At 58.3% G+C, this 14471-nt stretch carries 12 protein-coding genes; 3 read left to right on the top strand and 9 right to left on the bottom strand.

Annotation, left to right across the window (positions count from 1 at the left end; genetic code table 11):
* The first annotated feature begins 39 nt into the window (after positions 1-39).
* The 3 genes from ACZ46D_RS08140 to ACZ46D_RS08130 all read left to right on the top strand — a co-directional run bounded on the left by ACZ46D_RS08140 (position 40) and on the right by ACZ46D_RS08130 (position 3709).
* The gene (locus ACZ46D_RS08140; RefSeq protein ID WP_464926957.1) at positions 40-2124 is read left to right on the top strand and encodes an LTA synthase family protein; all 2085 of its coding nucleotides are present in this window, start codon (positions 40-42) and stop codon (positions 2122-2124) included.
* Between the two features lie 104 nt (positions 2125-2228).
* On the top strand, positions 2229-2966 hold the full coding sequence (gene cmoA, locus ACZ46D_RS08135; RefSeq protein WP_464926956.1) for a carboxy-S-adenosyl-L-methionine synthase CmoA: 738 nt from the start codon (positions 2229-2231) through the stop codon (positions 2964-2966).
* Positions 2963-3709, top strand: coding sequence for a methyltransferase family protein (locus tag ACZ46D_RS08130; protein WP_464926955.1), 747 nt, complete (start codon positions 2963-2965; stop codon positions 3707-3709). Before cmoA ends, ACZ46D_RS08130 begins: the two co-directional genes overlap by 4 nt.
* Before the next feature lie 33 nt (positions 3710-3742).
* Here ACZ46D_RS08130 and phoU read toward each other — a convergent pair whose 3' ends face one another.
* The 9 genes from phoU to ACZ46D_RS08085 all read right to left on the bottom strand — a co-directional run bounded on the left by phoU (position 3743) and on the right by ACZ46D_RS08085 (position 14395).
* Positions 3743-4411 (bottom strand): phosphate signaling complex protein PhoU, encoded by a 669-nt coding sequence (phoU, locus tag ACZ46D_RS08125; RefSeq protein WP_464926954.1) that lies wholly within the window; start codon positions 4409-4411, stop codon positions 3743-3745.
* Positions 4412-4427: 16 nt separating this feature from the next.
* A complete protein-coding gene (gene pstB, locus ACZ46D_RS08120) occupies positions 4428-5213 on the bottom strand; it encodes a phosphate ABC transporter ATP-binding protein PstB (protein WP_464926953.1) in 786 nt (261 codons plus the stop codon).
* Positions 5207-6055 (bottom strand): phosphate ABC transporter permease PstA, encoded by an 849-nt coding sequence (pstA, locus tag ACZ46D_RS08115; protein ID WP_464926952.1) that lies wholly within the window; start codon positions 6053-6055, stop codon positions 5207-5209. The genes pstB and pstA overlap by 7 nt, the downstream gene beginning before the upstream one ends.
* Complete coding sequence (gene pstC / locus ACZ46D_RS08110) at positions 6052-6939, bottom strand: phosphate ABC transporter permease subunit PstC (protein ID WP_464926951.1); 888 nt, start codon at positions 6937-6939, stop codon at positions 6052-6054. Before pstC ends, pstA begins: the two co-directional genes overlap by 4 nt.
* The gene (locus ACZ46D_RS08105; RefSeq protein WP_464926950.1) at positions 6923-7783 is read right to left on the bottom strand and encodes a PstS family phosphate ABC transporter substrate-binding protein; all 861 of its coding nucleotides are present in this window, start codon (positions 7781-7783) and stop codon (positions 6923-6925) included. The genes pstC and ACZ46D_RS08105 overlap by 17 nt, the downstream gene beginning before the upstream one ends.
* A 195-nt stretch (positions 7784-7978) precedes the next feature.
* Positions 7979-8623 (bottom strand): DUF599 domain-containing protein, encoded by a 645-nt coding sequence (locus tag ACZ46D_RS08100; RefSeq protein WP_464926949.1) that lies wholly within the window; start codon positions 8621-8623, stop codon positions 7979-7981.
* The gene (locus ACZ46D_RS08095) at positions 8620-11910 is read right to left on the bottom strand and encodes an efflux RND transporter permease subunit (RefSeq protein ID WP_464929269.1); all 3291 of its coding nucleotides are present in this window, start codon (positions 11908-11910) and stop codon (positions 8620-8622) included. Before ACZ46D_RS08095 ends, ACZ46D_RS08100 begins: the two co-directional genes overlap by 4 nt.
* On the bottom strand, positions 11910-12944 hold the full coding sequence (locus tag ACZ46D_RS08090) for an efflux RND transporter periplasmic adaptor subunit (RefSeq protein ID WP_464926948.1): 1035 nt from the start codon (positions 12942-12944) through the stop codon (positions 11910-11912). Before ACZ46D_RS08090 ends, ACZ46D_RS08095 begins: the two co-directional genes overlap by 1 nt.
* 17 nt (positions 12945-12961) lie before the next feature.
* Positions 12962-14395, bottom strand: coding sequence for a TolC family protein (locus ACZ46D_RS08085; protein ID WP_464926947.1), 1434 nt, complete (start codon positions 14393-14395; stop codon positions 12962-12964).
* Positions 14396-14471 lie beyond the last annotated feature (76 nt).

Here is a 14471-nt window from a genome sequence, read left to right as displayed (position 1 = left end):
AGGGGAGGGCTTACGCGAAGGAGCAGGTCAGCCGCCATTATGCCAAAGATCATACATCTACATCCCGTGTTTTCCCGATTTTCCAGCCTTCCCTCTTTCGGCCGTTTTCAGCTTCTCCGTCTTTTTTTCATCTGCTACAGTCTGTATGCCTTTGCGGTACGCCTTGCGTTGTTGATCCACAGTTGGCCCCAGATCGGGCATTCGCCCCTCACCGTGGGCACCATCTTTTTGGTCGGACTGTTGTATGATCTGGTCAATGCCGCATATTTTGCCATTCCCATTGTTTTGTATTTGTTGGTCATGCCCCAGCGTTTTTTTGTCAGCCGCTGGCAAAGGGTTGTCCTCTATCCCCTTGTTTTTGCCCTGTGTTATGGCCTGGTCTTCTCCGCCCTGGCTGAATGGCTGTTCTGGGATGAGTTTGGTGTGCGTTTCAACTTCATCGCCGTGGACTATCTGGTCTATACCCATGAGGTAATAGGCAATATCCGGGAGTCCTATCCGGTTCCTCAGCTGCTTGCCCTCGTTGGCGTTGCGACAGCATTGATTTTTCTCATCATCCGGCCCCGGATTGAAGCAGCCATAGCCTCGGTGCGATTACAGGGGGGCCGAGGCGCAGCGCTTGCACCCCGTCTGAGTGCTGGAGCAGTTTTCCTGCTCTTGCCCGCACTTCTCTTTCTCACTGTGGATGGCTCCCTTGTTGGCAAGGCCTTCGATAATCGCTATGAAAAAGAATTGGCGGAAAATGGGATCTACCAGCTGTTTTCCGCCTTTCGCAACAACAGCCTGGACTACGCGACCTTTTATAAAAACATGGACGAAAAGGCTGCCTTCAGTGGTCTGCGCACCCTGCTTAAGACCAAAAACAGCCGTTATATCGATGATAACCCCACGGACATAGAGCGAGTGGTTACCTCCGTGGCTCCGGAAAAACGTCATAACGTCGTGTTGATCATGGTGGAAAGCCTGAGCGCGGAGTATCTTGGCTCTTTTGGCAACACCGCAGGTCTTACTCCTAATCTTGATGCCCTGGCCAAGGATGGGCTGCTGTTTAATCGGCTGTATGCCACAGGCACCCGAACTGTTCGCGGGATGGAGGCGGTCACTCTTTCCGTGCCTCCGACACCCGGACAGTCCATTGTTAAACGGCCCAATAACGCCAATATGTTTTCCTTGGGCTTCGTTTTTCGGGACAAAGGCTATGACACCAGGTTTTTTTACGGGGGCTTCGGATATTTTGACAACATGAACGCCTTTTTCGGCGGCAACGGTTTTGATGTTACCGACCGCAGCAATCTCCGTGCGGAAGAGAGCACCTTTGCCAATATTTGGGGCGTGTGCGATGAGGATATTCTGGGTAGGGCTCTGCGGGAATTCGACCAATCTGCGAGCCGGAAGAAACCTTTCTTCGGTTATGTGATGACCACTTCAAACCACAGGCCTTTCACCTATCCCGAGGGGAAAATCGATATCCCTTCAAAAACCGGGCGATCCGGGGGAGTCAAGTATACCGATTATGCCATCGGCAGATTCATTGCAGAGGCGCGTCATCATTCCTGGTTTAACAATACCATTTTCGTCATTGTCGCGGATCATTGCGCCGGCAGTGCCGGGCGTCAGGAACTTCCGGTGCATAGCTATCATATCCCCTTGATTTTTTATGGGCCGGGAATCATTAAGCCAGGGGTGAACAGCACTCTGGCAAGTCAGGTGGATCTGGGCCCCACCCTGTTTGGTCTACTGAAGTGGCAATACCACAGCAAGTTCTTTGGCAAGGATATTTTGGCAGCTGATTTCACGCCCCGTGCCTTTATCGGCAACTACCAGCGGCTTGGTTATCTGGAGGATGGGTATCTGGCCATCCTCAATGAACGGCAGGGGATTGCCCAGTATCAGGTGGTCAAAGAAACCATGCAGGATGCGGTGCTGGTCCCGGTAGCGGAGAAAAAGGAACTGAGCGGCAAGGCCATCTGTTCCTATCAGGGGGCCAGCCTGCTCTACCAGAGAGGCCTGGACCGCTGGTCGCCTGAAGAGAGGCTCCCCCGGCTCAGCCAGGCAGCGGCCACGGTATCCCGATCCGGGGTTAAAAAAGAGGGGATAAGCATGGATTTTCGTCGCGCTTTGTGATAATAAAGGAAGCTGGTTTGCGATAACCGCACGAAGCATCCGGACTGTGGCTCACGCCCATGTCCGAATTCCAGAATACTATACGAGCAGAAAAAGAGGATTTCATGGCGAAGAAGGATGAAATTTTTGCAACCCCGCATGGTACGGTGGCCGATTTCAGTTTTGACGCGAAAACAGCCTCCGTCTTCGACGACATGCTGGTCCGTTCGGTTCCTTTTTATCTTGAAGTGCAGCGGATGATGTCCGAGTTGACCCGGGATTTCGCCGTGCCGGGGACGAACGTCTACGACCTGGGCTGTTCCACTGGAACGACCTTGATCCAGCTTGACCCCATCCTCCCTGCGGGCGTAAGGATGGTGGGCTGCGATTATTCCGAGGAGATGCTGAAAAAAGCCGAGGAAAAGCTGAAGAGCCACGGCATGCAGCATGATTACCATCTTGAGTGCATGGATCTCAACAACGAGGTGCGGGTCGAGAACGCCTCGGTGGTGATCATGAACCTCACCCTCCAGTTCGTCCGGCCCTTGAACCGGGAGCGCTTGATCCAGAATATCGCAAAAGGGGTTAACGAAAACGGCTGCCTCATCCTCATCGAGAAGGTGCTGAGCCGGGATTCGCTGCTCAACCGGTTTTTCATCAAGTACTACTATGATTTCAAAGAGGCAAGCGGCTACAGCAAGCTTGAGATCAGCCAGAAACGTGAGGCCTTGGAGAATGTACTCATCCCCTACCGGGTGCAGGAAAACGAGGAACTCGTCTTGCAGAACGGCTTCAGCGAATGCGAAATATTTTTCAAGTGGTACAATTTCTGCGGCTATATCATTCGTAAGGGGGCAAAATGAGATTGAGCAACCCCTTCATGGTCGGGGCTGGGAACTTTTTCTTCCGCTACCGGGCCTATATGTTCCCGGTTATCTTCATCGCCATGCTCTTTGTTTTCAGGCCGCAGATTATCATAAGTGAGACCGTCACCAGTTGGTTGACCAGTCTGGGGTTGGTGGTGACCTTGTTGGGTGAGGGGTTGCGGTTCTTTACCATTGGGTTTGATTACATCGAGCGGGGGGGGAAGGATGGCAAGGTCAACGCCAGCCGTTTGGTGACCGGCGGCATCTACAACCATGTCCGCAACCCCATGTATCTTGGCAACATCTTGATCGCCATCGGCATCGGCTTGTATGGCGGTGCGCCCTTGGCTTTTGTAACGGTGCTGCCGTTCTTCGTCTTCTTCTACTATGCGATTATGGCCACCGAGGAAAAGTTCCTGCAGGGGAAATTCGGGGAGGAATACGAAGCATTCTGTCGCAGGACGCGTCGGCTGTGGCCGTCGTTTGCCAATATCGGGCAGACCTTGTCCGGGTTCAATTTCCATTGGTGGCGCGCCCTGATCAAGGATAGCGGCACCGCCTTCTGGACCTTTGTCGCCCTGGCGCTGATTCCGTTGTGGCGGGAATACTTTCTTCACGGCACCACGCTGAGCGAATCGGCGTACACTCCCTACGCTGGGGGCATCGTGGTCGTTTTACTTCCCTGCTACATCGGTCTGCGCATTCTCAAGAAGAAGGGCAGCATCGACATCTCGTCCTAAGGCTGGGCAAGGCCCGGTCTGCTGCGCCTACGCCTACTCGTCGTAAAGCTCGGGCGTGTGCCGGATGATCTGGGCATCGACCAGATAGATCACATCTTCGGCAATGTTGGTCGCATGGTCGGCAATCCTTTCCAGATGCCGTCCCACGGAGAGGACATGCAGGAGGTTGTTCACATGCTCGGTATCGGTGGTGAGCATCCCCTTGAGTTGGGTGTACATCTCCCGGTTCATGGCGTCCATGGTGTCGTCCGCCGCCCGGATATGGTGGGCCAAGCGTACATCATGGTTGATCAGGGCGTCGATGCTTTCCGTGACCATTTTTTCGGCTAGGTTGACCATGGCCGTCAGGTCAAAGGGGATTTCAAACTTCTCCTGACCGGCGAGGAATAACCCCCGTTCAGCGATGTTCACCGCCAGATCCCCGATCCGTTCCAGATCGCTGTTGATTTTCAGCGCCGCCACGATGAAGCGCAGGTCGATGGCCACCGGCTGATACAAGGCGAGAATCTTCAGGCAATCTTCCTCGATCTCCACCTCCATGTCGTCAACTTCCCGATCCCCTTTGATCACCGCGTTTGCCTTGCCCGGGTCGCGGTTGATCACGGAAAGCGTGGCCTGGTAAACCCGGTCTTCCACGGCTTCGCCCATGGCGATGATCTTTGCCTTCAGTTTGTCGATGTCGTGCTGCATGTGTTTTGCCATGATCGTTACTCCCTTTTCATCCGAAGCGGCCGGTTATGTAATCTTCTGTCTGTTTCTCTCTGGGGTTGGTAAAAATTTTCGGGGTCCGGTCGCATTCAATCAGATGGCCTTCATAGAAAAAGGCGGTGTAGTCGGAAACCCGGGCGGCCTGTTGCATGTTGTGGGTGACGATGACAATGGTGTAGTTGGTGCGCAGCTCGCCGATCAGATCCTCGATCCGCATGGTTGCTTTTGGGTCAAGGGCCGAGGCCGGCTCGTCCATGAGCAGAATCTTCGGTCCGACGGCCAGTGCCCTGGCGATGCAGAGTCGCTGCTGCTGGCCACCCGATAATCCCATGGCATTGGCGTGCAGGCGGTCCTTGACCTCGTCCCAGATGGCGGCCTGCTGCAGGCTTTGCTCCACGATTTCCGCCAACCGTTTCGGATTTTTCTCGCCGTGGATTCTGGGGCCGTAGGCAACGTTGTCGAAGATGGACTTGGGGAAGGGGTTTGATTTCTGGAAAACCATCCCCACCTCCTTGCGCAGCTCCACCACATCGGTGCCCGGGGCATAGATATCTTTCAGGTTGATGGAGATTTCTCCCTCCACCCGGCTGTGGGGGATGGTGTCGTTCATCCGGTTCAGGCATCTGAGAAAGGTCGATTTGCCGCAGCCGGACGGCCCGATCAGGGCAGTGACATGCTTGGCCGGGATCAGCAGGGAGATGTCAAAAAGCGCCTGGGTGGTCCCGTAGAAGAAATTGACCTGGCTGGTGGTGATGACCATTTGCAGATCTGGGGGGTAAATAGACTGTTCTACCATCGGAATTTTTTCCTGAAATGGGTTCGAATGAGTATTGCGCCAAGGCTTAAGCCCAAAACCAGTAAAAGGAGAACCAGGGCGGTGCCGTATTGCATATGTCTGATCCGGTCCGCTTCCGGATGCTGGGTGGCAAGGATGTAGAGATGGTAGGGCAGGGCCATGACCTGATCAAAAATAGAGTTGGGCAGTCTGGGGAGAAAAAAAGCGGCCACGGTCAGAAGGATGGGGGCGGTTTCCCCTGCGGCTCGGCCAATGCCCAGGATCGAGCCGGTTATCATGCCGGAAAGGGAATAGGGCAGGATGTTGGTGCGGATCATTTCCCACTTGGTGGCCCCCAAGGCCAGGCTGGCATCGCGGAATCCCTTGGGCACGGCACGCAGCGATTCTTCACTGGCCACGATAATGGTGGGCAGGACCATGCAGGCGAGGGTCAGACTGCCTGCCAGGATGGAGGGGCCGAAGCCGCAGAAGAGCACAAAGAGACCAAGGCCGAATAGGCCAAAGACAATGGAAGGGACTCCGGCCAGGGTGATAATGGCCAACCGGATCAGGGTGTTGAATCGGCCCTGATCCGCATATTCGGAAAGATAGATCGCCCCGCCGACCCCAAGCGGCAGGGAAACGGCGATGGTGCCCACCACCAGCAACAGGGTGCCGACGATGGCGGGAAAAATGCCGCCCGCTGCCCCGCTTCTCCGGGGAAAGCTGCTGACGAACTGCCAGTTGAGGGCCGGGGCTCCGTGTCGGATGATGTCAAAGAGGATGTAGCCGATCACCAAGACAATGGCGTAGGTGATGAGCCGCAGGGAGAAGAGGATGAATTTATCCGCGGTGTTGTTCATTTCATCATGCCGTATTTTTTCAGCACGCGCTGTGCAACGATGTTGAGGGCAAAGGTGATGACCAGCAGGATGATTCCTATCCAGAAAAGCGCTTGATAATGCACGCTGCCAAAAGGCACCTCGCCCATCTCCGCGGCGATGGTGGCGGTCATGGTCCGCACCGAGGCCAGAGGGGAAAAGGTGAGGATGGCCGAATTGCCGGTGACCATCAGCACCGCCATGGTTTCCCCGATAACCCTGCCGATCCCGAGCATCACCGCAGCCACGATCCCAGGCAGGGCCGCGGGCAAGGTGACCCGGAAGATGGTCTGCAGATGGCTGGCGCCCAACGCCAGGGAGGCGTTTTTCAAGGCGTAGGGCACGCTGACCAGGGCATCCTCCGACAGGGAGATGATGGTGGGAATGGCCATGAGCGAGAGGAGCAGGGCGCCGGTTAAGGCGGTGAGTCCGGTGCTGAGGCCGAAGGTTGCCTTGACGATGGGGGCCACCACCAGCAGGCCGAAGAAACCCAGAACCACCGAGGGGATGCTGGCCAGGATTTCAATGAAGGGCTTGAGGAATTCCCGTTCGGTGGGCAGGGCGATTTCCGCGATGTAGATTGCCACCAGCACGGAGATGGGCACCGTGACCAGCATGGCCAGGGCGGTTACCAGGGCGGAGCCGGAAAGCAGGGGGCCGAGGCCGAAGTGTTCCTCCTGGAAGGAGACCGGAATCCACTGGCTGTCCATGAGCTTGCCCAGCCCGGGAGCGAGCGCAAACGGCCCCGCCTCCCTGAACAGAAAGAGAAAGATCAGGCAGACGACAAGAACGCTGGTCGAGGCGGCGCCCACCAGCAGCAGCCGCATCAACTTGTCGGTTATGAATAGCTTACGAGACCGGGACATATCCTGTTTCTCTCACAATCTTCTGCCCTGCCGGACTCAGGCAGAAATCGATGAACTGCTTTGCCGTATCCTTGGGCGCCCCGTTGGTATAGAAGAACAGCGGCCGGGAAACAGCATATGCCCCGGAACGAACGGTCTCCTCGCTGGGGACCACCGGGCTGGGCTGCTCCTTGGCCTGGATGCCAAGGGTTTTCGCCGTACCTTTCGCCTCCGCGGCAAAGCCCAAGCCAACATAGGCGATGGCCCCACGGTCGGCGGCCACGGCCTGCACCAAGGCGGAGGTGCCTGGGAGCAACCGGGCGGAGGAGCTGAAATCCTCCTTGTTCAGGACATGCTCCTGGAAGAAGATAAAGGTCCCGGAGCTGGACTCGCGGGAGAGGAGGAGAATGGGGGTGTCGGCGCCGCCGACCTCCTTCCAGTTGGTCACTTTGCCCGTGTAGATCAGGCGCAGCTGGTCAATGGTCAGGCTGTTCACCGGGTTTTCCGGATGCACGATCAGGGCGATGCCGTCGCGGGCCACCGGGATTTCCACGGGGGAAACCTTGTTCCCTTCGGCTTGTTTCTGTTCTTTTTCCTTCATGCCCCTGGAGGCTGCGCAGATATCGGTGGTGCCGTTGATCAGGGCGGCGATGCCGGTGCCGGAGCCGCCGCCGGTCACGGAGATGTCAACCTCGGCATGGCCTTTCATGAATTCTTCCGTCCAAGAGCTGACCAGATGAACCATGGTGTCGGAACCTTTAATGGAAAGAGTCTGGATGGGCGCTGATTGTTGCTTGGGGCCGGAGTCGCAACCGGTTATCGCTGTTACGAGCAGTAGGCTAAGGGTCAGGATGATTTTTTTCATGATCTCCTCCGTGTGCGGTGGGCACAATGGTTGGTAAAATTCAAAACAAGAAAAAAAGTGTGGCGAGTGTTTGTAACCCTTTGATTTTACGTGGGCAGGACCAACCAATTCCTGCACAGCTCCGATACCAGAAATTCGGGGTATTTGCCAGTGTAAAATTATACCCACGATTGCCGTGTCCACCTGTAAGAAAAATTAGCCGGTACGATCTACATGATAGAGGGTGGCGATGATGATCAGGGTCCCGGCCAGCAGCCAGCCCGGCCCGAAAAGCCACAGGGCCAAGGGCACGGATAGGTAATAGCCCCGCATCCCCAGGGTGTAGTGGGCCGCGCCGTACTGGATTGTTTCGACCACCGGGGCATGTGCCGAGGAGGTCGAATCCGAGGGGGCGTTGATCATGAAGCCCAGATGGTTGTAATAGCGGATGGCCATGGTGAAATTGAAGAAGGTGAAGAAAAAGTCCACCGAGAGGATGAGCAGTTTGATCTGGTGCAGGCTCTCGATTCGTTTGCCCATGAAGCTGAACAGCTGCATGCTGGCGTCGGCAGGGTGGCCTGGGGTCAGAACGATATTGAGCAGGGCCAGGGCGATGAGGATTGCCGTGGAGGCAAGAAAGCTTGCGGCCATGGTCCAGTTGCGCAGGGTTTGTACGGCCAGGATGTCGCGCTGGTTTTCCATCATCTCCCGGACCCAGGCCGCCCTGGTTGCGGCGTTGCGGGCGTAGATCGTGGCTGCCGGGCAACAGCCTTTTGTGATCAGTAACCCCAGATGATAGACGAGTAAGAGCAGAAAGGCCGTGGCTGTGAACGGGGTTATTTCCAGGGAGAAAAATGTCATGGTCCCTCCTCGGCGATCCTGCTTGGTGCATCTGTTTTCGGCTGGCGGCGGTTGCGCAACATAAAATAGAGGACCGGCACCGCCATGCGGCTAATGAGCAGCGAGGCGATCTCCCCGAACATCAGCGAGATGGCGAGACCTTGGAAGATCGGGTCGGCCAGGATTACCGAGGCCCCGACCACCACGGCCAGGGCGGTGAGGAGCATGGGCCGAAAGCGGATGGCTCCGGCCTCCACCACCGCTTCCTTAAGCGGCAGGCCGTGGCTGATGCGTAACTCGATGAAGTCTACGAGAATAATGGAGTTGCGCACCACGATTCCGGCCCCGGCCATGAAGCCGATCATGGAGGTGGCGGTGAAGAAGGCGCCGAAAGCCCAATGGGCCGGAAGAATGCCGATCAGCGAAAAGGGGATGGCGGCCATCACCACGAGCGGCACGGTGTAATCCTTGAACCAGCCCACCATGAGCATGTAGATGAGGATCATCACCGCGCAGAAGGCGAAGCCAAGATCCCGGAAGACCTCCAGGGTGATGTGCCACTCCCCGTCCCACTTGATCGTCGGCTCCAGCCCGCAAACGGGCTGTTTGAGGTTGTAGATGGCGATGGTCTTCTGTTCGCCCCCGTATTCCCTCCCATCGAGTTGGGCAAGTTTTTTGTTCAGGGCGAAGATGGCGTAGGCCGGGCTCTCCGCCGCCCCGGCCACGTCGCCGGTTACATAGATAACCGGTTTCAGGTTTTTGCGGTAGATGGGCTGGTCAATGGGCGCTTCGCTTACCGTGACCAGCTCCCGCAGGGGCACCAAGGGTCCGGCGGGATTCAGGCCGGAGCGGAGCTGGAGGTTCAGGATGCTCTCCACCCGTGCCCGTAGCGCCCGGGGCAGCTCCAGGACGATGTTGATTTCCTCCTTGTCGTCGGGGTGGTGGAAAAGGGTGATGGGCAACCCCTTGATTGCCAAATCGACGGCCTGGGTGATCTCGCCTTCGGAGATGCCGTTGAGGGCGGCCTTTTCCTTGTCCACCGCGATGACGGTCTTGAGCCGCTCCGCCTCGCGGTACCAGTCCACGTCGACCACTCCTTCCGTGGCGGTGAAGAGTTCCTTGACCTTGCTGGCCAGCTTTAGCCGTTGGGCATCGGTCTGGCCGTAGATTTCCGCGACCAGGGTTTGCAGCACCGGCGGGCCGGGCGGCACCTCGGCCACGGCCACGGAGGCTCCGTATTTTGCCGCGATGGCCACAACCTTGGGCCGGATGCGCTTGGCAATCTCATGGCTCTGGGCCTTGCGTTCACCCTTGGGCAGCAGATTGATCTGGATATCCGCCAGGTTGGCGCTGTTGCGCAGGTAGTAATGGCGGACCAGCCCGTTGAAATTGTAAGGCGAGGCAGTCCCGGCGTAGACCTGATAGTTGATCACCTCCGCTTCCCGGCCGACGACCGCGGCCATTTCCCTGGCTGCTTGGGTGGTTGCCTCCAGGGTAGAGCCTTCGGGCATATCCAGCATGATCTGGAACTCGCTCTTGTTGTCAAAGGGCAGCATCTTGACCTTGACCTGCCCGAAATACACCATGGCGCAGGAGGCAAGAAGCAGACCGACAATGCTCAGGAAGAAGATCAGCCGCCAGCGGGCGTGGGCAAGAAGCGGATCCATGACCCGGTGATAGAGGCGGGTGAAGAAGTCATCCGGGGCTTGGCCGTGCTCTTCTTCCTGCTCCGCCTCCTCCTCGGCATCGATGGGACATTCCGCAGGGGAGCAGTTCTTTTTCAGCACCCGGACTGCGGCCCAGGGGGTAACGGTAAAGGCGATGAACAGCGAAAAGATCATCGCCGCGGAGGAGCCGATGGGGATCGGCCGCATGTAGGGACCCATCAGCCCGCCGACAAAGGCCATGGGCAGAATGGCGGCGATCACCGCCCAGGTGGCGAGGATGGTTGGGTTGCCCACCTCGTTCACCGCCTCGATGGCGATCTTGAGCAGAGGTTTGCGCTGGTTGGCGGGCAGCCTCAGATGGCGAACGATGTTTTCCACCACCACGATGGCGTCATCCACCAGGATGCCGATGGAAAAGATCAGGGCGAACAGGGTGATGCGGTTCAGGGTGTAGCCGTACAGGTAGAACAGGAGCAGGGTCAGCGCCAGGGTCGAAGGGATGGCGAGAATAACGATAATCGACTCCCGCCAGCCCAGGAAGAAAAGGATGAGCAGGGTCACGCCGAACACGGCGATAGCCATGTGCAACAGCAGCTCGTTGGATTTTTCCGCCGCGGTTTCGCCGTAATTTCTGGTCACGCTCACCGTAACATCGCTGGGAATAAGGGCGCCCTTGAGGGTCTCGATCTTGGCCAACACCGATTCCACCACCTGCACGGCGTTGGCCCCCGGCCGTTTGGCCAGAGAGAGGGTCACGGCTGCTTCTTCCGTCTGCCCTTTGTGCGAGCCGAAAAGCACATAGTTGGTCGGATCTTCCGGGCCATCGACTACACTGGCCACCTCGTCGAGATATACCGGTCGGTTGGCGTAAACACCAACGACGATGCGGCCGATCTCCTTGGCCGAGGCAAGAAACTGCCCGGTTTGCAGGAGGACTTCCTTGTTCAGGGATTGCAGGGGGCCGGAGTACGATTGCAGGTTCCCCTGTTGCAGTTTGGGGATAATTTCCGTCGCGGTCAGCCGCCGGGCGGCAAGGCGCGCGGGATCGAAGAGGATTCGGACCTGTCGCTGGGCGCCGCCGATGAGCTTTGTTTCGGCCACCTCGGGAACGTTCTTGACCGCATCGTCGAGCTGGGCCGCGAGACGCCGGAGGGTGTAATGGTCATAATGCGAACTGTGTAGGGTCAGGGCGAGCACCGGCACGTCGTCAATGGTGTGCGGCTTGACCAGGGGCGGCGCGACGCCTTGGGGGATACGGTCGAAATTGGTGGCCAGCTTCTGGTTGAGGCGAACAATGGCGTCTTCCATCTTCTCGCCCACGTAAAAACGGGCGACGAGTAGACACTGGCCCGGCATGGAGGTGGTATAGATGTATTCGACCCCCGGAATTTCGTAGAGGAGTTTTTCCATGGGGATGGCAACCCGTTCCTCCACCTCCTTGGGGGTGGCGCCGGGCATGGCGACCATGACGTCGATCATCGGCACCTTGATCTGCGGCTCTTCCTCCCGTGGCAGCATGGTCACGGCCATGACTCCGAGGAGCAGGGAAGCGATGATCAGGATGGGGGTCAGCCTGGATGCAACGAAAATCGAGGCGAGCCTGCCTGCAAAACTGTGTTGTTGGCTGGGGGGGTGGTTCATCACGGCACGATCTTTACGGATTGACCATCAACAAGCCTCTCCCCGCCCTGGACCACGACCTGTTCTCCTCCATTGAGACCGGCAAGGATTTCCACCTGGCCTTCCCGGTGTTCTCCGCTGCGCACCAGGCGCAAATGGGCTATGTTGTCCTGAGTCACAAAGAGCCGTTCCATCTGGCCGAAGCGGGACAGCGCTGCCTCCGGCACCAGGAAGGTGTTGACCCCCGCCGCGCCGGGAAGGGCCACCCGCGCATACTGCCCGGGCCGCAAGGCTCCGTTGCCGTCGATCCGGATTTTGACCAGGGCGGTCCGCGAGGCGCTATCCGCCGCCGGCCCGATCTCGGTCACGGTTCCGGTCCGGGAAAGCTCGGCGGCCGGGACCGTGACGGCAAGGGTGTCCCCTGTGTTGATTTTCAGGACCAGAGCCTCCGGCACCGCCGCAACCACCTGCAAGTGCTCGGTGTTTTCCAGTACCAGGAGCGGCATTCCAGGGGTGGCCAGATCACCGGCATTGGCCATTTTCTGGGAGATGATTCCGGCAAAGGGGGCGGTGATCTGGGTGTAGTCGCGCATGGCCCTGGCTTCGCGCACCCCTGCCTCCGCGACCCGGTAGGCGTCTTCCTGGGATTTGACCGTTTCCCTGGTGGAGGCGTCTTGTTCGAGCAAGCGTTTTTCGCGGTCGAAATTCCTTTGCGCCTGGCCGAATTGAGTCTCGGCCTGCGACAACCGGGCGGCAATCTCTCCGGCGCTGATGCGTGCCAGGAGCGCGCCTTTTTTCACCGTGGATCCCAGAGTCACCGGCATCTCCTCGATGGGCCCGGCTATCTTGGCGCCGATGGTTGCCCGCTGGAGTGCCTCCACGGCGCCGGCCACCTCGTTTTGCCGCTGGGCCGTTTGGCCGGCCACGGTGACCACCCGAACTTGGGCGGCGGGGAGGGTTTGGGAGGTTGCGCCGTCAGGGGCGGGTTTCTGGCAACCGGCAGCGGTGAGGAGCAAGCACAGAAGAAGCGTGGGAGAAAGATGTTTACGAGGCATGGTTTTCCTGTCCTGTTTCAGGGCTTATTGGCAGCCGTTGTTTTTTTGGGCTGGGGCTCCGCCGGTGTCTCCGGAGTTTCCGGAAACTGGGGCAGGCCGAGGGCGCGCCGCAAATCGGCAACGGCAATGCGTTGGGAGGTTTCCGCCACGATGCGCCGCACCTGGGCGTCGGTCAGCCGGTTTTCCACCCCGAGAAGATCGGCGGAAAGCAGGGTTCCTTCCTTGAACCGGAGCCGGTTGATGCGGGCGCTTTCCTGGGCCTGGGCCACGCTCTTTTCCGTAACCTGCAAACGCTCCCTGGCATCTTGTGCGGCAAACTCCGCCTGCTTTACCTCAAGGGTGATGGCCAGCTCGGTTTTGCGTTTTCTCTCCTGCGCTTCGGACAGCAAGGCGGAGGCTCTGGCAATCTCAGCCGAGGTCCGGCCGCCCTCGGAAAGGTTGAACTGCAACTTGACCCCGGCCTGCCATGAGTCGCCGGAGCCGTCCGTGACATAGCCTTTCTCCGCGTCGTATCCGGCATACCCTTCCAGCGAGGGGTAATAGCCGCCCTGGGCCTGCCGGACCCTGGCCTTGGCTGCCAGAATCATGGCCTCCATGCTTTTGAGCTCATAGCGTTGTGCATGATCGGCGGATTGCGGCATTTCCTGCACGCAGCCTTGGGCCGGGTCGAGGATCACCGGGCCATCCTCAAGCCCCAGCAGGCTGAGGAATATCCTGCGGCTCAGCTCAAGGGTGTGGTGGGCCTGGCTGAGCCCTTCCTGCGCCTTGGACTGCTGCACTTCCAGATCGAGGAGGTCGGCCTTCAGCAGCACCCCTTCCTGATAACGGGCTTGCGCCACAGCCAGGGATGCAGTGATCGCATTCACCGCTGCCTGTTGCGCCTTGAGCAGCTCCTCCGCCTGGATGATGAGCTGAAAGGTTCGGACCACCTCAAAGGCAAGCTGGGCCTGCACCGCCCCAAGCTCCATTTGCGAGGAAACGGTTTGTGCTTCGGCGGCTTTCAATCCGGCCAGGTCGCGGCCGCCGTTGAAAAACCGGTAGCCCAGCCGGACCCCCATGCCCAGGGTGTCGGTGCGGCCGGGATTGTTGAAATCGATGGTATTGTTGAAGGCACCCTGGTTCAGGATATTGCCGAAGGAGTACATGGGATTGTTGGTCTGGTCGTAGCGGGAGTTCAGGTCCAGCTTCGGGAAAAAGGAGGATCGCTCCATGGTGATGGCGGCTTGGGCCGCCTCAATGCGATTTTTGCCCATCCGGCTGTCCGGGTTGTTTTGCACGGCAAAGCGCACCGCATTGCGGATTGTCCATACCTCCGGCCTGGCCGTGGCCGTATTGACCTCTGCGGCCTGGGAAAAACCGGCCGGCAGCAGGAGACTGGCGCAGAGGAAACCGATTATGGGCCAGGAGGGAAGAAAGCGATTGGTGTTTTCGGGAGGTGTTAGCTGGCTCATGGTACCGTGGTTCCTTGTCTAAAGCCCCCGGAAGCGAGGAGCTCGCTGATGATATTCAGTATTTAATTATATAATT

It is taken from the genome of Thiovibrio sp. Mzg5, assembly GCF_055379285.1.
Note: the sequence above shows the minus strand (reverse complement) of the source record. Positions and strands in the feature narration are given on the sequence as shown.